Raw genomic sequence first — 20,068 nt, 5'->3', positions numbered from 1 at the left:
GGCTGCCGCTGCGCCAGCTGCCAAGGCTGAAGCTGCGCCTGCTGCCGCCAAAGCGCCGGCCGCTCCAGCCGCCGCGCCTGCTGCTGCCAGCGTTCAGCAAGTGCACGTGCCGGACATCGGTTCGTCGGGCAAGGCCCAGATCATCGAGATCCAGGTCAAGGTCGGCGACACCGTCGAGGCTGATCAGTCTCTGATCACCCTGGAATCCGACAAGGCCAGCATGGAAATTCCATCGCCTGCCGCTGGCGTGGTCAAGGCCATCAGCGTCAAGCTCAACGACGAAGTCGGCACCGGCGACCTGATTCTGGACCTGGAAGTGGCGGGTGCTGCTGCACCGGCCGCGGCCGCTCCAGCCCAGGCTGCTGCGCCTGCTGCCGCTGCTCCAGCGCCAGCCGCTGCGGCTCCGGCGGCTCCGGTTGCCGACACTGTCCAGGACATTCACGTCCCGGACATCGGTTCGGCGGGCAAGGCCAAGATCATCGAAGTGCTGGTCAAGGCTGGCGACACCGTCGTCGCCGACCAGTCGCTGATCACTCTGGAATCCGACAAGGCGAGCATGGAAATTCCATCGCCTGCCGCTGGCGTGGTGGAAAGCGTTTCCATCAAGCTGGATGACGAAGTCGGTACCGGCGACCTGATCCTGAAGCTGAAGGTCAAAGGCGCGGCACCTGCTGCGGCTCCGGCCCCGGCCGCTGCTGCACCGAGCGCTCCTGCTCCAGCCGCTGCTGCACCTGCTGCTCCGGCACCGGCCGCACCTGTTGCTGCCCCGGCCAAGCCAGGCGCCAAGGTTCACGCAGGCCCGGCTGTTCGCCAACTGGCCCGCGAGTTCGGCGTCGAGCTGAGCGCCGTTGGCGCCAGCGGTCCGCACGGTCGCATCCTGAAAGAAGACGTGCAGGTTTACGTCAAAGCCATGATGCAGAAGGCCAAGGAAGCACCGGCCGCTGCAGCTGGTGCAACCGGCGGCGCGGGCATCCCGCCGATTCCGGTCGTGGACTTCAGCCGCTTCGGTGAAATCGAAGAAGTGCCGATGACTCGCCTGATGCAAATCGGCGCGTCGAGCCTGCATCGCAGCTGGCTGAACATTCCTCACGTGACTCAGTTCGATTCGGCTGATATCACCGAGCTGGAAGCGTTCCGTATTGCTCAGAAAGCCGTTGCAGAGAAGGCTGGCGTCAAGCTGACCATCCTGCCGCTGCTGCTCAAATCCTGCGCGCACCTGCTCAAGGAACTGCCGGACTTCAACAGTTCGCTGGCGCCAAGCGGCAAGGCGATCATCCGCAAGAAGTACGTGAACATCGGCTTCGCGGTCGACACCCCTGAAGGCCTGCTGGTACCGGTCATCAAGAACGTCGACCAGAAGAGCCTGTTGCAACTGGCAGCCGAAGCCGCTGCGCTGGCCGCCAAAGCCCGCGACAAAAAGCTCACCGCTGACGACATGCAAGGCGCCTGCTTCACCATTTCCAGCCTCGGCCACATTGGCGGCACCGGCTTCACGCCGATCGTCAACGCGCCGGAAGTGGCGATCCTCGGTGTTTCCAAGGCAACCATCCAGCCAGTCTGGGACGGCAAAGCCTTCCAGCCGAAACTGATGCTGCCGCTGTCGCTGTCCTACGATCACCGTGTGATCAACGGCGCCGCTGCTGCACGCTTCACCAAGCGTCTGAGCGACCTGCTGGCGGACATCCGCACCATCCTGCTGTAACACCGGTCGGCCCTCCTTCACCGCAGGGCCGCCGCGTTCGACGTTTTCCGAGCGCCACGCTCGTACCTCAACCCCGCCAATTTGGCGGGGCTTTTTTTGCCCTGAAGAAAGCCCTCCTCTGCACCTTATTCCTACACTCATGGCTTACACCGCCTACAACTCGAGTCCACTTCCGCCCGATATTTTTTGCGAGCCAATAACTAGTCTTAGTTAGGAGAATTTCTAATAGAAACTTCGACAACTTATTCCGATTAGTTAGCATTACTTCGAATGGACTCGAACATGTTCAAACCGACTGTCGGCCCGATTATTGGCCACACCACAACTAATCACACCCGTATTTTCTTGCGCGGTAATTCACAGAACAACGCCTTGGTATTTGCAGGCATTCGTTATCGACGCGCCGGCGAGGAGCACTGGTCCAAAGGCGTATTTGCAAAACTGACCATCTTGCGCGACATGTCCGACGTGATTGCCCTCAACGATCTGGCTACCGATACCGCCTATGAATATCAGGCGGGCTGGTTCAGCCCCATGAGCCCGGTGCATACCGTGGAGACGATCCAGGAACTGCCACTGCAATGGCCTCGGGAGATCTATCGCTTTCGCACGCAGTCCAGCAAAACCACCACGCCACGGGCCTATATCGCAGGCTCATGTCGTTACCTGCGAATGACCGCCGGCATTGCGTTCGCTCCACATTTGGGCGATCGGATCTTTGCCTCGATCACAAGCCTGGCGGAACGCGCCGAGCCGCCGATCAGCGCCATGCTGATGACTGGCGACCAAATCTACGTCGATGACCTGAACCTCGTGGCTCCCGACCGGGAATACAAAGACATCCTCAGCAAATACCGCACCGCTTTTTCTCAGCCGCATATCTCGAAGTTAATGTCCGGCGTGCCGACTTACATGATCCTCGATGACCATGAAATTGAAGACAACTGGCCTGCCAATGAAAGCAAGGCCGATGCTTACTTATACGAAAACGCCATGGCGGCGTATGAGTTATATCAAGCCAGCCACAGCCCTGCTTATGAGTTACTTGCCAACGGGCAAGTAAGCAAGAAACTGCAAAAGTATTGGTATCAATTCTCCGATGGCGATATCGAATGGTTTATCACCGACAGCCGAACCCGACGCAATCTGTCGGCCAGCGACCGGCGCATCCTTGACGAAGAACAGGAACAGGCGCTGCTCAAATGGCTGATCAACAGTACGGCCCGGGTCAAATTCGTGGTCACCAGCGTCATGTTCTACCCCGACCGCAAACTTAACGGCGATGACGCCTGGAAAGCCTTCCCGGAACAACGACTACGGCTGCTGGAGACGATTCGTACGCACGGCATCAAAAACGTCTTGTTCATTTCCGGCGATGTCCATGGCTCACTGACCAGTTGCCTGACTCACAGCGCCGACCCGAATTTTGAAGTTCACACCATCGTGTCTTCACCGCTGTACAACAGCAAACTGCTGCCGTATGCCAAGGCATCGACCTTCATCCTCGACCAGCCGTTGGCCCGAACGGCCGCGGGGGATTATCGGCATGAGCTGAGCAGTGAAGTGATCAGCCAGGATAACTTCGCGCATCTGGTCGTCGATGCTGAACAGGTCCGCGTCAATTATCACGATCGGGATGGCAAGCAACTGCAATCGATAACCATAAAATTGCATTGATTGCGGAAAAGATCGCAGCCTGCAGGAGCTGCCGAAGGCTGCGATCTTTTGACTCACAACATTACTTTTAGGCCCCTCGCTGGAGAAATCTTCGCGCCTGCCGACATATTCTTATAGCACTTGGCCTTCATGTCTCTTGTCAGTCGGTGTCGCAATGATGCAACCTTGCCGCAGACAACAGTAAAGAGGGCGAGAGCCCGGCGCGATCAGCATATTCGAAGCGAGTTTCCCTCCATATGAAGAGCCAACCCGATGCCGCCAGCCGTATGGTGGCCGAGGTAGTGACGCAGTTGCCAGTGCCCTCGCGGCTCGGCATGCTGCGTTTCGAACGGCTGAATGAACCGAGCTGGGCGCTGCTGTTTCTCGACCCCAATTGCGAACGACAATTTGGCCTGCCGGCAGTGGAGCTCTGTGCTCTGGTCGGCTCGCCTTACGCCAGCCTGATGGAGCCCGAAGCGCGCTATCAACTGCATGACACGATCCAGCAGCAACTCACCGAAAGCCCGCATTACCTGATCCGCTACACTTTGCACACCGCCGCAGGCGTACTGAGCCTGCTGGAACTGGGCGAAGCTTACAAACAACACAATCGACACCTGCTGCGCGGCTATCTGATGGTAGTGGACGGCCTGTTCATCGATGAGCCGCTGCTGCCGGTACTGGATCTGGAAACCCAGAACTCACGCCTGCAAATCGCCCTGGAACTCAATCAACGCGCCCAGCAGGAACAACTGCAGCACCTGGACCGGGTGCGCGCCCAGCAAGATCTGATTCTGCTGCTGACCCGCCAGCGCTACAGCACCAACAATTCCTTGCAAGAAGCCGCCGAGCTGATCACCCGCAGTGCCTGCGATATCTATGAAATCGACTGCGCCAGCCTGTGGAACCTCGACGGCTCACTACTGACGCCGATCTCGGCCTATCACCGCGCCACCCGCAATCACCGACTGCCAGAGCCGATCGATGCCAGTGGCTTCCCCGATTACCTCGAAGCCTTGCACACCGGCCGTGCCATCGACGCCCACAACGCCATGCGCGACCCGCGCACCCGGGAAATAGCCGAGAGCCTGCGCCCGCGCGACGTCAACGCCATGCTCGACGCCAGCATCCGCGTCGACGGCCAAGTGGTCGGCGTACTCTGCCTGGAGCAGATCGGTGCGACGCGCGCCTGGCAATCGGACGAAATCGCCTTTGCCGGCGAGCTGGCGGATCAGTTCGCCCAGGTCATCAACAACCACAACCGCCGCACCGCCACCAGCGCCCTGCACTTGTTCCAACGTGCGGTGGAGCAAAGCGCCAACGCCTTTCTGCTGGTCAATTGCGACGGCGTGGTGGAATACGTCAACCCGAGCTTCACGGCGATCACCCAGTACTCCACCGAGGAAGTCCACGGCCAGCGGCTGTCGGAACTGCCGGCGCTGGAAAACCTCAGCGAACTGTTGTTCGACGCGCCGTCGGCGCTGGCCAAGAGCAACAGCTGGCAGGGCGAGTTCAAGAGCCGGCGCAAAAACCTCGAACCCTACTGGGGCCAGCTATCGATTTCCAAGGTCTACGGCGACAACCGTGAGCTGACGCACTACATCGGCATCTACGAAGACATCACCCAGACCAAGCTCGCCCAGCAGCGCATCGAGCGCCTGGCTTACACCGACAATCTGACCAACCTCGGCAACCGCCCGGCGTTCATCCGCAACCTCGACGAACGCTTCGCCCGAGACAGCGACACGCCAATCAGCCTGCTGCTGGTGGACATCGACAACTTCAAACGCATCAACGACAGCCTCGGCCACCAGACCGGCGACAAGCTGCTGATCAGCCTGGCGCGACGCTTGCGCAACAGCCTGAGCCCGAGTGGCAGCCTGGCGCGCTTCGCCAGTAACGAATTCGCCGTGCTGCTGGATGACACCGACCTCTCGACTGGCCAACAGGTCGCCAACCAATTGCTGGCGACCCTCGACAAACCGATGTTCGTCGACAACCAGCTGATCAGCGTCACCGGCTCCGTGGGCCTGGCCTGCGCGCCGCTGCACGGCCGTGATCCCCAGACGCTGATGCGCAACGCCGGCCTGGCGCTGCACAAGGCCAAGGCCAACGGCAAGCACCAGGTGCAGGTATTCACCGAAGCGCTGAATGCAGAAGCCAGCTACAAACTGTTCGTCGAAAACAACCTGCGCCGCGCCCTGACCCAGAACGAGCTGGACGTGTTCTACCAGCCCAAGCTGTGCCTGCGCAGCGGTCGCTTGCTGGGCATGGAAGCGCTGCTGCGCTGGAACCATCCGGAAAAAGGCATGATCCGCCCGGACCAGTTCATCAGCGTTGCCGAAGAAACCGGGCTGATCATCCCGATCGGCAAATGGATCGCCCGCCAGGCCTGCCGCATGAGCAAAGACCTGACCGCCGCCGGCCTCGGCAACCTGCAAGTGGCGATCAACCTGTCGCCCAAACAGTTCTCCGACCCGGACCTGGTAGCGTCCATCGCCAACATCCTCAAGGAAGAAGAACTGCCGGCGAACCTGCTGGAGCTGGAACTGACCGAAGGCCTGCTGCTGGAAGCCACCGAAGACACGCACTTGCAACTCGACCAGCTCAAGCGTCTGGGCCTGACCCTGGCCATGGACGACTTCGGCACCGGTTACTCGTCGCTCAGTTACTTGAAAAAATTCCCGATCGACATCATCAAGATTGATCGAAGCTTCATCCACGAAATCCCGGACAACCAGGACGACATGGAAATCACCTCCGCAGTGATCGCCATGGCCCACAACCTGAAACTCAAGGTCGTGGCTGAAGGCATCGAGACGGCCGAGCAGCTTGCGTTCCTGCGCCGCCACCGCTGCGACGTCGGCCAGGGCTACCTGTTCGACCGACCGATACCGGGTTCCGAGCTGATCGAAAAGCTCAAACGCTACCCGCGTGGTCCGATCGCCTGAATAAGGCTGAATGCTCTTTCTGCCTGGACACAAAACCCTGTGGGAGCGGGCTTGCTCGCGAAAGCGGTGTGACAGTCGACATCATTGTTGCCTGACACACCGCCTTCGCGAGCAAGCCCGCTCCCACAAGGTAGTGATTAACTTGGCATCATTGGGCACACTGGTGGTCTGTTTATTTACATCTCAACCTGACTGAGAGGACTGATCATGGTTCTGCGCTCGGAAATCCTGGTGAACAAAAACGTGCTCCCGACTAAAGAACAAGCTCTGCCTGGCCGCGAAACCCCAATGACCGTGCCGGAAAAACACTTCGTCCACGACGCCCCGCTGCTGGGCCCGTTCGCGATGGACGTGGATTTCGCAATCTTCGGCCTGGGCTGCTTCTGGGGCGCGGAGCGCAAGTTCTGGCAGCGCGAAGGCGTGGTCAGTACGGCGGTGGGTTATGCCGGCGGCTTTACGCCGAACCCGACGTACGAAGAAGTCTGCTCGGGCCTGACCGGCCACAGCGAAGTGGTCCTGGTAGTCTACGAGCCGGCAAAAGTCAGCTATGAAGAATTGCTGAAGATGTTCTGGGAACTGCACAACCCGACCCAGGGCATGCGCCAGGGCAATGACATCGGCACCCAGTACCGCTCGGTGATCTATGCCACCAACCCGGCACAATTGGCCGCCGCCAAGCACAGCGAGCAAGTGTTCCAGGCCGAGTTGACCAAGGCTGGCAAAGGCACCATCACCACCGAAATCGAAGAAGCGCCGACGTTCTACTTCGCCGAGGCGTATCACCAGCAGTACCTGGCGAAAAACCCTGAAGGGTATTGCGGGATTGGCGGTACAGGCGTGACCTGCCCGATCTGATTTTGGGCCCTGAAAAGCTTCGCGAGCAAGCCCGCTCCCACACTGGATCTGTGCCTGACCACACTCTTGTGATCGACATAGCCCCCCTGTGGGAGCGGGCTTGCTCGCGAAGGCGTCCTTTCAGACGCCATCAATCCATCTGATCAGCAATCAACTCTCAGCAATCAACCAATCCATCTGCCACCCACCCTGGGTCTGCCCAAGCTTCTTGGACAACCACGGCAGCAACTCACGCAATTCCTCTTCAAGCCCCCACGGCGGATTGGCAATCGCCAACCCCGAACCATTCAAGCTATTGGGCGTATCCAGCGGATGCACCAGCAACTCAACCCGCAACAACTTCGGCGCGCCCGTACCCGCCAAATCCTGATAGAACCGACGCAACATGCGCTGGTCCTTCACCGGGTACCAGATCGCCGCCACCGTCTGGCGCATCCGGCCAATCGCTTCTTTCAACGACGCCGCACAACGCTGCATCTCATCGAGCTGTTCGAACGGCGGATCAATCAACATCACCGCCCGCTTCTCCTGCACTGGCAACATCGCCCGCGACACATGCCAGCCTTCACCCAAGTGAACCTTCACCCGACGATCACCGGCCATGTTGTCCTTGAGCAGCAAGCCATCTTCGGGGTGCTTCTCGTTGAGCATCAGCCGATCCTGCGGCCGCGTCAGTCGCCGCGCCAACTCCGGCGATCCCGGGTAATAGCGCAACTGGCCATCCGGGTTCATGTCGTGCAGCACCTTCATGTAATCGGCAGTCAGCGCCGGCAAATCCGGCTGATCCCACAACCGCGCGATCCCTTCCAGGTACTCACCGGTACGGCTCGCCTGATCGCCCTGCAGGTCATACAGACCAATGCCGGCGTGAGTGTCGAGATAGGCAAACGGCTGCTCCTTGCGCGACATCAAGGCGATGAGGCGGGTCAAAGTCAGGTGTTTGAACACATCGGCGTGATTGCCGGCATGGAAGGCGTGACGATAATTCATGATTGCTCCTGCGAAGGCCGGGAAGTTTACCTTGTACGGGGCCGAACGTCAGGGCCTCACAGCCGAGCGGACAATCTGCGCGGCAATCATCCCAACGCAAGAGCAAGGGCGTGATCACAACCCCCTGTAGGAGCTGCCGAAGGCTGCGATCTTTTGATCTTGCTCTTGCTCTTGCTCTTGCTCTAGTGGCGAGGGAGCTTGCTCCCGCTGGGCTGCGCAGCAGCCCCAAGAAACCTGAAACCACCACAAAACCCCGTTGCGAGGGGGCTCGCCCCCGCTCGACTGCGCAGCAGTCGCCAAACCAAACACCGCGCCTAACAAATCCGGATCGCTGGTTTTTGGGGCTGCTGCGCAACCCAGCAGGAGCAAGCTCCCTCGCCATAAAACCACTCGGCGTTAGTCCGAAGGCCGAGCCCGCAACCGCCGCCCAATCACATCCAGCACATCACACCCATCCCGCAACGGAATGGCACACAGCAACGCAAAATCACTGAGAATGAACGACTCACACTCAACCGAACCGCGCATCGACATGTTCTCAAGCACCTGCGTAACGGCGCGAATTCGATAGTTGGCAGCGTCATACAGAACATCGAGCGGGGCGTGGGTATCGACGAACAGCGTGGGCATGTCGTTGCAGTTGCCGGTCAATGCCATGAAGCGGTTTTCGGGATGAGGGATTATTTTTTCGTAAGGTGGATCGGGGTGAAGACTTTTCATTTTTTTAGACCTTGGTGATTGAGTTAAATGCTACCAACGGCCTTTCCTACGGGCTTGGGTGGCAGCCGTACGCGGGAGTAGGAAACTGAGCAACTCACCAAACTCAGCCACGCCGAAGCGTGCCCCGCGCACAGCCGCCGCGAACGATGTTACGGACACAAGTTAAGTGCCGCAATCAAACGACAGCGCTGATGCGCGGTGAGTTGTCCCGGGTTCCTACACCCTGCCGCTGCATTTGCAGCGACAGCCAAAGACTATCCATGGATCTCACTTCGCACCAGTTCATGGAAACCGATACGGTTTGAAGGAAACTTCCGACGACATTGTCCGGAAATTTCGATGTCACAACAAAGTTTTTAAACACCTTCCGATTAATCTGTGGTGCTGGCAATCAAAGCACTGAGAGTTTGACGCTTGGGATTCCAAATTGTCAGGCACAAGAAAGGGGACAGACGTATTTATCATCTAAGCTTCAGAAATTCATGACTAGCTTAAGCACTAGTCTCACCAAGTTGAAAAGTCCTCCTGACTCGCTTTATAAAGATCATTAATCCACGCCTCGGACAACTTAAGGTACACATCTTCAAAAAACGCCCTCGGATTTTTCATTTCATTCCACCCAGGAGGGAGCGAGGAGGGAGACATCGGATCATGTTCCAAAATCTCAGAAAAAACACTCGAGTCACCCTCAAGAGCCTCTCCCAACACAAAGAACAAAACAAACTTGTGCCGATAACTCAACGCAGCGAAGCGCTTGACAATAAACCGGGATATTAAAAACTCCCTATCTGAAGGACACTCAGGATCGTACGCCGACAACTCAACCCCAAGACTCTCCTCGCGATCATATATATCGAACCCACCGAGAAAGTGCTCTACGCTCGGATTATATGGAACGTTAAGATACGGATGCATCAGCATTAGATTTTCTCTATCGGATAAAGCGCTATAGGCTTCAATGTCTCAAAATCGAATTTCATCTCAAAGGCATTAATCTGAGGAATGAAACGCGGATTTTCTGGGTCTAAAGGATTAGGTTCATATCCTTGACCTACATTTTCAGCCTCCATTCTTACTACCAAATTTCCTTTACTATCCTCCCCAGTAAAACGAGACATTTTTCTAGTCTCCCTTGTCATCGCTTCATTATAAGCATTCAGCTGTGCTCTATGGCTTATAAACCTAGAGCTTGGAACGGCTCTCCAACTCTTATTTCCACCACGAAGTTCGCAGCTAGTGGTTTGTTGCTGAACAGCAGAACCCGAATTCTCGGCCCGATTCTTATACGCAGCTCGCACTATAGCGATACATTTTCTAATAGCTATTGATAACGTCATTCTTCAAAAACCGACCATTACGAAACACAATAAAGTTGAAAAAAAGTAACGAATTCACTTACTCCCTTGCCGTTCACCATCAATGAGAACAAAGCATAAATGGACGGAGTTTATTTGTTACTCAAGCCCCCTTCAAACAGCCACAAACCCCGAAAATTGGAAAATATAAGCCCACCCCCTTTGCCCCATGAAAGTACACATTAAAAAATCGTGCGCGTTGGGATATTTTTTACTCATCAAAAATATCAACAAGGTGACTCAACCATACCTCTCCCGAATCCCATTCGTGCCAGTAGCAGTAGCAGCAGCTCATCTTTTTGAGCAGAAACTCTCGCAACTCTATCTCGGTCATATGCCTCTCGAGCAGAGCAGCAATTTCATTTCTCACAACCGAAATTGTTTCGGATGTTGAGTCAAACAGGAAAGATCTAACAACATCATCCGCCGTGTAAAATTCACACATCCAGTCCTCATGAAAATAGGCTCCCAAGAACTGGTAAAGCTGCGAAAACGAATTATCGATCACTTGCATACCCCGTATAAATAATGTAGCCGGACGGCGATTCGTTAGCTCTCTGGAGTATTAACTTTACAACAGATAAAGACTCAAGTTCTCCACTGCGTCGAACAACTCCAACGCCTACCGGCGCCGACATTGGTTGTGTAATAACGAGCCTGCGCGCATTACCACTCACAAAATCATCTATTAGTTCTTTATTTCTATCCATTACGCTTGAAACTGTGGCCTCTGCGGCAGTTTGATTAGGAAATGTCGATGCGATTGGTATATGTGGCTCTGCCTCGAGCCTTTCTCGCAACTGGGCTTCGGTCCGACCAATATGTTTCTCAATGAGATGGCCTCCCTGAGCTTCGTGTGCAGCCAAACCACCGCCCGGAACAATTACGCTAAACGGTCCTTCAGGATCACCGGGGCAAGGTAGACACGCCAACCCCAACGGATCAACCCACCCCGTCGGATTCGGCGTGTATTGATACTGGTTCAGCCCACCTGCCAACTTCACCGGATCCGGCGTCAGATACCGTCCTATCTCCGGATCATAGTACCGATGCCGGTTGTAATGCAGGCCACTCTCGGCGTCGAAGTACTGCCCCTGGAACCGCAGCGGCTGATCGAGCTGCTCGCCCCCGCCGAACGCCAGACGCGTGACTTTGCCGTAGGCGTTGTACTTCGCCGACCAGACAATCTCGCCACCAAAATCGGTCAGTTCCTGCGGCGTGCCGAGGTGATCGAGCTGGTAGTAGAACGGGCAGGCCTTTTTCGGGCCTTTGCCGTCGAGCATGGCCAGCGGGCGGAAACTGCCGGGTTCGTAGACGTAGCTGCGGTAATGCTCTTTGCTGCTTTCGGCGACGACTTGGTCGCCCTGCCAGAAGAGTTCGGTGGTTTTGCCGTCGACGGTTTTGGTTATGCGGCGGCCGAAGGCGTCGTAGCGATAATTCGTACAGCTTCCATCGGGCAACGTGACGCCCACCAACCGGTGCTGGCAGTCGTAACGGTATTCGGTGACGAGTTTTTGCGCAGTACCACGGCGTTCGCGGATCAGGTTGCCGAAGGCGTCGTAGTCGTAGTGGCGGTCGCCTTGCATGAGCAGGCGATTGCCCGCGACTTTCGCGGCGCCGGGGCGATCCTGCATCAGCAGGTTGCCGGCGGGGTCGTGGGCGAAGCTTTCCGGCGGGGTGTCGCGGGTGTGGCGGACACGGGTCAGGCGGTTGAGCGGGTCGTAGGTGTAGTTGCGTTGGCCGTGGCGGGTGTCGGCGATGTGGTCGAGATTGCCGTTGGCGCTGTAGGCATAGTCGCGGCGGTACAGGTTTTTTTGCTGTTGGCTGACGGCGTGGGCCTTCAGTCGGCCCTGGTCGTCGTAGGCATATTCGCTGAGCAGCAGACCTTGCTGGCGTTGCTGTTCACGGCCGGATTTGTACGTGTGACTTGTAAGACGCGCGCCATTGAGGTCGATGGCCGTCAGCGCCCCGCCCTTGGCGTGGTGGTAGTCGAGTTTGCTGCCGTCCGGTAGACGCAGCCGGTTGAGCTGGCCGCAGGCGTCGTAGCCATAGCGCAAGGTGCCCCAACCCTGGTGTTCGGTGATCAGCCGGTCCTGCTGGTCGTACTCGAATTCCAGCGGATGATCGTGGCCGTCGTCGACGCTGGTCAGTCGACCCAGTGAGTCGTAGCGATACTCGACCTGGATGCCATCGGGCAGGGTCTTGACCAACAGGCGCCCGGCCGAGTCCCGCTCATAAGCCGTGATCAGCTGCGAGCCGTCATCGCCAAACTCGGTTTTCTCCAGCAGGTGCCCATTGAGATCGTAGGCGTACGCGGTACGGCGGCCGTCGAAGCCGGTTTCCTGTCGGATCAATCCGCCGGGGGTGTAGTCCAGCCGATAGTGTTCGCCGGCTTCGTTTTCGATGTCCGTGAGCAGCAGCTGGGCGTTGTCATAGCGATAACGCAGTTGCGTGCCATCGGGATTAATGCGGCGGCTGACCAGGTGTAAATCGTCGGCATATTCATAGCGAGTGACGCGGCCCAGTTCATCGCGTTCGGCGGTGATCTTGCCGTAGGCGTTGTAGCTGTAGGCGCGAATGGCTCCTGTAGGCAGCGTCGTCTGTATCAGTCGGCCGACGGCGTCCCACTGAGACTTTGTGATCGCGCCGTGTTCGTCCTGACGGGTAATCCTTCGGCCCAGTGCGTCGTAGGAAAAGCGCCGCTGACCACCGTCCGGCAAGGTTTCTTCGAGCAACTGGCCCAAGGCATTCCAGACGAACAGATGCCGACTGGTGTCCGGGTAGCGGATCGACAGCAACCGCCCCTGGGCGTCGTAGTGGTAATGGATGACCTGGCCGTCCGGGTCGACAGCCTCGGTGACGTCGCCCTGGGCATTGCGCCGATAGGTCCATACCGCCTCGCCGCGATACCGCGCATGCAGGAAACCGTTGCGGTACTCGTAGGCAGTCGGTTCGTCTTGCGGTGGAATCAGCGCCACCAGCCGTCCGACTTCGTCGTAGCGGTATTCGGTGACGGCGCCGAGCGGATCCTGTTCGGCAAGCAACCGACCGTTGTCGTCGTAAGCCTTGAGGTGCTCGCCGCCATCCAGCTCGACCTTGCGCACCAGCCGCGCCCGATCATCGTGGACATAAACCTCTTCGCTGCCATCGATGTTCTGGACGGTGACACTGCCCTCGTCATCCCAGACATAACGCGTGTCCATCTGCGAAAACGACGCCCAGTGGCGGACACATCTGGCCGCTTTGCCGGACCTTTCCCACTCCCAAAAGAAACTCGCCCCACCGGCCAGTTGACGCTGCAAAATCACGTGCCGGTCGTCGTAGTCGTAACGCTCGCTTTCGCCGGCGGCGTTGCTCGCCTCGACCAGTTGAGCGCATTCGTCGTAGCGGTAACTGACCAGCGTCTGCTCGGTGTGCCAGGTCTCATCGAGGGTCTGCGCGGGGACAAACACCTGATAGTCGACGGCGATCAGACGCGCGCGGTCATAGCGCAACAGCAAGGCACGGCCGGCGCCGTTATCGAGGCGCTGGATGCGCTGCTGGCGGTCGTGAGTGATGCGCAAGCGGTTGTCGTACGCGTCGCTAATCGTCGTCAGAAAACCGTTATGAAAGTGGTAGAAACGGGTTTCTTCGCCGGCCTGGGCGAGGATCAGTTCTTCGGGCTCGGCACCGAGATAAATCGCCGCGCGTGACAGGCCGTTGTGGATCGCCGGGCGTTCGTGGTTCGGCAGCGGGAAGGTGGTGCGGCGGTTTTCGTGGTCGATCCAGATGACCTGATCACCGTCGATTTCCAGCCGATGGGCGAGCGAATGGCTCCAGCCGAAGCCCAGCCCACAATCGATCTCGGCGGCACTGGTGCGATAGAGCCGGGTGAAGTCGAACGGCAGGATCCCGTCCAGCGAACCGTCGGTGAGGGTTAGCAGTTCCTCGCCGGTGACCATCGATACCGGGCATTTGTTGGTCGCGGTTTTATCCGCGGAGTCGGCGCTGTCGCCGTTGGGGTTTGTGGCTTGTTTTGAGACATCGTCGTGGTGTTCGTTTTGCTTGAGCGTGGTGTTGCGTTTGGCATCCCAGCGCAGTTGCATGCGACCCTTTTTCAGTCCCGCTGCAACACCGCGCGCGGCGACTTTCTTATAGCGGTCGACGTACTCCATGAAGTTGTTGATGATCGCGACCATCGACTTCACGAAGCCCATTACGGCCTGAAAAATCTGCGCGCTGTACTTGGCCAGACGCACCGTCAGCCAGGCAATGCCTACCCCAACGACACTCAGCACCACGCCAATCAACAAGTCGATGACCAAACCGACCACAACTTTGGAAATGGCTTCAGCCGAGGACCCGGCAAGTTGCGAAGGCGGCAATGCTTCGAGCCATAGCACTGCGGTGCGTACCAGCAAACACAGTGCTGCCTCGTCGCTGGCCAGCAACATGGCCTTTTCCATTGTGTCTGGGGCAGTCACGGCCAGATTGGCGAGTTGACTGGCACTTTCACCGAGCTTTTCGGCAAAGGCGTTGGGGTCTTTCAGGATGTCGGTGAGTTCACCAATGCCATCCCAAACAGCCTGAATCGCTGCCCAACTTCCCGCCAGCATTCCATTGCCCACTGCTGCCAATGAAGCTGAAGCCGATTGCTGCGACCACTGCGGTTTGAACCCCTCCCACTCTTTGCGCAGCCAGCCTTCCAGCTCTAAGGTCAAGCCATCGTAAGACGAGAAAAGATCATCGATTTGAGCCGGGGTAACTTCGCTCTGAACATGAACACGATAGAACTTGCCGGGTGTACCTTCGAACTGTCCTTTACCGTTTTCATCGAGCGTGACCGGTGTGATCTCGCCGCCATCGGCAGCAATCACATCGACCCGAATATTCCCCAGCGGAACGTCATAAACCGATTCAAACTTGCTCTCGATTTCCAGAATTCCGCTCTTCGGGCACTGCGCAAGACTGGAGAAAAAATCGTCATCACGACTGCTCACCGCGGTGGTGGTATTACCAAGTTTTATGAGCCGCTCCATGTCCATCAGCGACGGCATATCCGTAACTCGGCTAACCCTGTCCGCATTCCCGCTCAAAAAACTGCCAAGTTGCTGGCGATATAAACTCAAGGTGTCTTTGAAACCGTCGAGCTCCTGCTCAATACGAACGATCTGATCCATCAGTCCAGCTCCGTCATCAGGTAATCCACCAAGGCTGATTTCGGTGCTTGAGGCAGGTCTGGCGTCTCAAGAAGGCTCGCAACTTTGTGCCGCAACACACTTTCGGAAAACGCTTCGTAAAGGTCTGGGCGGTCCTCGCTCAACCACTTCATCAAGTTGTTGATGCGGGTTGTGGCGGACTCGGCGGTGAGGTGTTTGAGCAGTGATTCAGAAACTTCCCACCACGGGAAAACCCTGGCGGTTTTCAACGCACTGCCGCCGATATCGAGCGGTTTCCCATTGATCAAACAACGGTCGATGACAGGCATTAACTGCGTGGCGTTAACGTCGGCAGACTGAAGAATCGGCAGCAAATAGCGCCCATCCCAGAAGCGAAAAAACACCGCGTTGCCGTTGGGCAAAAGAACTTGAGTGAGGCTGCGCAAATGCTCGACCAGCACTTCTTGAGAGGCAGAAGAAACCGCCAGCCAACCCCAATCGCGGGACTCGGTCGTAGCGCCCCACTCCAGAAACTCACCGCCAGCAGGGACGATTCCCACAAAGGGCATCACCGCTTCCCACTCGGCATACGCGGTATCAGCCCAGATCGGGCTCGGCGCTTGAGCGGTGATCGAGCGTTGCCAGGCTTTGAACGGTTCAGCCGCACTGGCGCTGCTGAAAATCGCGAACAGTTGCTCCCGCGGCTTCAGCGGCTGGCGCTCCAGCCAGGCGTGAGGCGACAAGGGATCAGGCTGCACAAACACCGTCCTTGCAGCGCTCGCATTCTTCACAGAACGGCGCATCACTTTTCAGGCTGAGAATCTGTGCGGCACTGAGCAGCGCCGCCGGGGCCGCTGCCAGTTTTAACGGCACATCCGGCAAGCTCGGCGCAGCTGCCGTGGCCGGCATCAACGCGCCCCCCACCTGAATCGGCACGCTGCTGAAAATCCCGCCGGGGCCGATGTTGATCCATTGCCCGCCCGCCTGAATGGTCGCGCTGGCACCGCCGTCGATGACCACTTGCTGGCCGGCGCTGACGTGGAATTGCTGGCTGGCGTTGAGGGCCTGACTGGTTACGCGAATGTGCCGGTCGCCGACCACTACCAAGTGATCGTCCTGCCGCACTTCGGTCTGGCGCTGACCGTGGGTAATGCGTTTTTCGTCAGCCTTCAGCTCATGGCGGGCGGTGCCGGTGACGACGATGCTGCGCTGGTTATCGACCTGAACCTGTTGATCGTTCAGTACATGCTGAGTCCAGTTTCGCTGGGCGCGCAGGTAGATTTCCTCGGCGCCTTTGCGATCCTCTATGCGCAATTCGTTGTAACCACCGCCACCGGGACTACTTTGGCTACGGAAAATGCTGCGGGTCTTGTCCGCCGGCAGATCGAGCGGCACCGGGGTCGCGGCGTTGGGCAGGCACCCCATGACCAGCGGCTTGTCGGCATCGGCGTCGACAAACCCCACCAGCACTTCCATGCCGACGCGCGGAATCATCACGCTGCCGTAGCGGTCGTGTGCCCAGCCAGTGGCGACACGCAGCCAGCAACTGGAATGCTCATTGAGCCGACCGTCACGGTCCCAGGCGAGCTGAACCTTGACTCGACCGTACTCGTCGCAATGGATTTCGCTGTCAGTCGGGCCGGTGACCATAGCGGGTTGATAGCCGAGCATGCGCGGCTTTTCCGGCCCCAGCGCGGGGCGAAAAGCAACGTCCCACGGCGTCGCCAGAAAAGTATTGCGATAGCCTTGGAAATCATCCGGGCTGTCGCCGGTGGCCGACTCTTCCAGCACTTGTGGCTGCCGGCCACGGTGTTCGATTTCGGTGATCAACCACAGGTCATTCCACGTCTGACGCGGGTGTTCGGCGAGGTGTAGGAAATGCCCACTGACCAAAGCAGATTCGTCGCCGCGACCTTCGGCCTGACGGTAATCCGCGCCGTGGCGCTCCAAGGCCCGTTGCGCCAGATGCTTGCCGTGTTCGCGATCGGTGAATTGACCAGGGAAGTGGTAGTCCTCCAGCACCGGTCGCTGCTCGCTGTCGAGGCGGCTTTCGAGTTGCAAACGCGGTTTGCCGAAGTCGTAGTCCCGGCGAGTGACCGCTGTGGTCCGGGTTTCCAGGCGCACGTTGAACCGCTTGATTGCCGGCGCTTCTGCCGCCATCCCACTGCCTGGCAGGTACAGCGTCGGTTCGGGCAGCCGTGGGAAAACCGTTTGGTCATCACCGAACACCAACAGGTGCCCATCTGGGCTGTGCTGGAAGTGGTAGTGAATGCCGATCTCGGCACACAGACGCTGAATGAATGCCAGGTCGCTTTCGGCGTACTGCACGCAGTACTCGCGCTCGGGGTAGTCGCTGCCGAGCCGGAACTCGAAGGCATCGCGCTGGATGCCGTGGTCTTTGAGGATTTGCGTGACGATCGCCGGCACGCTTTTATGCTGGAAAATCCGCTGATTGATACGCTGACCGAGATACGTCAGGCGCGGCACGAGACTGATTTGATAGCCCGTCAGACGTTTCCCGGAGTCGCTTTGGCCGACGCGAAAAATCTGACCATGAATACCGGAACCTTGCGCATCAAAACTCAGAAACGCCTGACGATGCAGCAGGCTTTCGAGGTCAATGTCGGGCCGTTCGCTGACCAGTTCCAGGTCAAAACGGTAGGGTTGGCTGATGGCTTCCTTGCCCGTGAACTCAAGTACCTTGAGCTCATTCTGGACGCCGTCGAGGGTCAACGTGAAACGCGGTTGATTGGCAGGCGCGAACATCCGATGTGTCTCTGCAGAATGAAGGCGGGCGATTCTGCATGAGCGACAAGGGGTGTTGAGGGGGGGACAAGGAAATCAGATTTTCCCTACTTTTTATGAAGACTCCCCCTTCATAAAATAGAATTTTTGACTACAGACATTCCCTTCAGAAGCACCACCGGACAAATGTGGGAGCGGGCTTGCTCGCGAAGGCGGTGTGACAGACAACGTTGATGTCGACTGATTTACCGCCTTCGCGAGCAAGCCCGCTCCCACAGTGGAACTTCGATGCTTCACGCCCTGCGCCAGACGTAAAAGCGCAAAAAAAAACGGCCCGCCTCCAAAAGGAAGCGGGCCGTTTTCATGTAGCCGAAAGGTCAGAGCCTCAGCTCATCCCCATCACTTGTTCAGGCGGAAATCTGCCTCAGCAGCCGCAAAACGCTGAAGCATGCCGTGAGTCGGCGTGCCCAGCTTGCTGACGATGTAGATCGCCAGGCTGGCGAAGATGAAACCAGGGATGATTTCATACAGGCCTAGCAGCTCGAAGTGTTTCCAGACGATTACGGTGATCGCGCCAACCAGGATGCCGGCCAGTGCGCCGTTGCGGGTCATGTCTTTCCAGATCACGGAGATCAGGACGACTGGACCGAACGCAGCACCGAAACCAGCCCAGGCGTAGCTGACCAGACCCAGTACACGGTTTTCCGGGTTAGCCGCCATCGCAATGGCGATCAGGGCAACCAGCAGCACCATGGCGCGACCGACCCAGACCAGTTCAACCTGGGAAGCGCTTTTACGCAGGAAGGTTTTGTAGAAGTCTTCGGTCAGGGCGCTCGAGCACACCAGCAGCTGGCAGCTCAGCGTACTCATTACCGCCGCCAGAATGGCCGACAGCAGTACACCGGCAACCCACGGGTTGAACAGGATTTTTGCCAGTTCGATGAATACACGCTCGTGGTTTTCACTCACTGGCATCGCCACGGCAGGGTTTGCCGAGAAGTAAGCGATACCGAAGAAACCTACAGCGACCGTGCCGCCCAGGCACAGGATCATCCAGGTCATGGAGATGCGACGGGCGTTAGCGATCGACTTGACCGAATCCGCGGCCATGAAACGCGCCAGGATGTGCGGTTGGCCGAAGTAGCCCAGACCCCAGCCCATCAGCGAGATGATGCCGATGAAAGTGGTGTTTTTCAGCATGTCGAAGTTGCTTGGATCTTGTGCTTCGATCGCCAGGAACGTGGTGTCGATGCCGCCAGTCGCCAGCAGCACGATGATCGGCGTCAGCAGCAGGGCGAAGATCATCAGCGTGGCTTGTACGGTGTCCGTCCAGCTCACTGCCAGGAAACCACCGACGAAGGTGTAGGCAATCGTCGCCGCGGCACCGGCCCACAGCGCTGTCTCGTAGGACATGCCGAAGGTGCTTTCGAACAGACGGGCACCGGCCACGATGCCGGAAGCGCAGTAGATGGTGAAGAACACCAGGATCACGACCGCGGAGATGATCCGCAGCAGGCCGCTTTTATCTTCAAAACGGCTGGAGAAGTAATCCGGCAGGGTCAGTGCATCGCCGTTGTGCTCGGTCTGCACACGCAGACGGCCGGCAACGAACAGCCAGTTCAGGTAAGCACCGACGATCAGGCCGATGGCGATCCAGCTTTCGGAAAGACCGGACATGTAGATAGCGCCCGGCAGGCCCATCAACAACCAGCCGCTCATGTCGGAAGCACCGGCAGAGAGTGCGGTCACGACGCTGCCCAGGCTACGACCGCCCAGAATGTAGTCAGAAAGGTTGTTGGTGGAGCGATAGGCCATGAAGCCGATCAGCACCATTGCTGCGATGTAGATCACGAACGTGATCAGGGTTGGATTGCTTACGCTCATTGAGTTACGCCCTGGCATTGTTTTTATGTAGCAGCGGCTGGTGAACCGCTCGCAAACGACGACGTTTGACGG

Annotated in this window: 13 protein-coding genes; 4 read left to right on the top strand and 9 right to left on the bottom strand. The window is 58.0% G+C overall.

Features of this window, described 5'->3' with window-relative positions; all coding sequences use genetic code 11:
• The 4 genes from aceF to msrA all read left to right on the top strand — a co-directional run.
• Positions 1-1,702, top strand: a 1,702-nt coding sequence (gene aceF, locus PMI36_RS17710; protein ID WP_008071099.1) for a dihydrolipoyllysine-residue acetyltransferase, incomplete at its 5' end; no start/stop codon positions are given.
• A gap of 282 nt (positions 1,703-1,984) precedes the next feature.
• Complete coding sequence (locus PMI36_RS17715; RefSeq protein ID WP_008071097.1) at positions 1,985-3,379, top strand: alkaline phosphatase D family protein; 1,395 nt, start codon at positions 1,985-1,987, stop codon at positions 3,377-3,379.
• A 236-nt stretch (positions 3,380-3,615) separates the two neighbouring features.
• Complete coding sequence (locus tag PMI36_RS17720; RefSeq protein WP_008071095.1) at positions 3,616-6,309, top strand: sensor domain-containing phosphodiesterase; 2,694 nt, start codon at positions 3,616-3,618, stop codon at positions 6,307-6,309.
• Between the two features lie 207 nt (positions 6,310-6,516).
• A complete protein-coding gene (msrA, locus tag PMI36_RS17725) occupies positions 6,517-7,164 on the top strand; it encodes a peptide-methionine (S)-S-oxide reductase MsrA (RefSeq protein ID WP_007903246.1) in 648 nt (215 codons plus the stop codon).
• A 150-nt stretch (positions 7,165-7,314) separates the two neighbouring features.
• Here msrA and PMI36_RS17730 read toward each other — a convergent pair whose 3' ends face one another.
• The 9 genes from PMI36_RS17730 to putP form a co-directional block, all read right to left on the bottom strand.
• The gene (locus PMI36_RS17730; protein ID WP_008071093.1) at positions 7,315-8,154 is read right to left on the bottom strand and encodes a 23S rRNA (adenine(2030)-N(6))-methyltransferase RlmJ; all 840 of its coding nucleotides are present in this window, start codon (positions 8,152-8,154) and stop codon (positions 7,315-7,317) included.
• A 396-nt stretch (positions 8,155-8,550) separates the two neighbouring features.
• On the bottom strand, positions 8,551-8,874 hold the full coding sequence (locus tag PMI36_RS17735) for a hypothetical protein (protein WP_008071091.1): 324 nt from the start codon (positions 8,872-8,874) through the stop codon (positions 8,551-8,553).
• A 504-nt stretch (positions 8,875-9,378) separates the two neighbouring features.
• The gene (locus PMI36_RS17740) at positions 9,379-9,795 is read right to left on the bottom strand and encodes a hypothetical protein (RefSeq protein ID WP_008071089.1); all 417 of its coding nucleotides are present in this window, start codon (positions 9,793-9,795) and stop codon (positions 9,379-9,381) included.
• Positions 9,795-9,992 (bottom strand): hypothetical protein, encoded by a 198-nt coding sequence (locus tag PMI36_RS17745; protein WP_008071087.1) that lies wholly within the window; start codon positions 9,990-9,992, stop codon positions 9,795-9,797. The genes PMI36_RS17740 and PMI36_RS17745 overlap by 1 nt, the downstream gene beginning before the upstream one ends.
• 448 nt (positions 9,993-10,440) lie before the next feature.
• Positions 10,441-10,743 carry a contact-dependent growth inhibition system immunity protein gene (locus PMI36_RS31620; RefSeq protein WP_050549259.1) on the bottom strand — a complete coding sequence of 101 codons (303 nt, stop codon included), beginning with the start codon at positions 10,741-10,743 and terminating at the stop codon, positions 10,441-10,443.
• Entirely contained in the window at positions 10,727-15,388 is a 4,662-nt protein-coding gene (locus PMI36_RS17750; protein WP_008071083.1) for an RHS repeat protein, read from the bottom strand. The genes PMI36_RS31620 and PMI36_RS17750 overlap by 17 nt, the downstream gene beginning before the upstream one ends.
• Positions 15,388-16,125, bottom strand: a complete 738-nt coding sequence (locus tag PMI36_RS17755) for a DUF4123 domain-containing protein (protein WP_008071081.1) — start codon at positions 16,123-16,125, stop codon at positions 15,388-15,390. Before PMI36_RS17755 ends, PMI36_RS17750 begins: the two co-directional genes overlap by 1 nt.
• Positions 16,115-18,133, bottom strand: coding sequence for a type VI secretion system Vgr family protein (locus PMI36_RS17760; protein ID WP_008071080.1), 2,019 nt, complete (start codon positions 18,131-18,133; stop codon positions 16,115-16,117). The genes PMI36_RS17755 and PMI36_RS17760 overlap by 11 nt, the downstream gene beginning before the upstream one ends.
• Before the next feature lie 378 nt (positions 18,134-18,511).
• A complete protein-coding gene (gene putP / locus PMI36_RS17765; RefSeq protein ID WP_008071078.1) occupies positions 18,512-19,996 on the bottom strand; it encodes a sodium/proline symporter PutP in 1,485 nt (494 codons plus the stop codon).
• Between the last annotated feature and the right edge of the window lie 72 nt (positions 19,997-20,068).

It is taken from the genome of Pseudomonas sp. GM79, from assembly GCF_000282495.1.
Classification (GTDB): Bacteria; Pseudomonadota; Gammaproteobacteria; order Pseudomonadales; family Pseudomonadaceae; genus Aquipseudomonas.
Note: the sequence above shows the minus strand (reverse complement) of the source record. Positions and strands in the feature narration are given on the sequence as shown.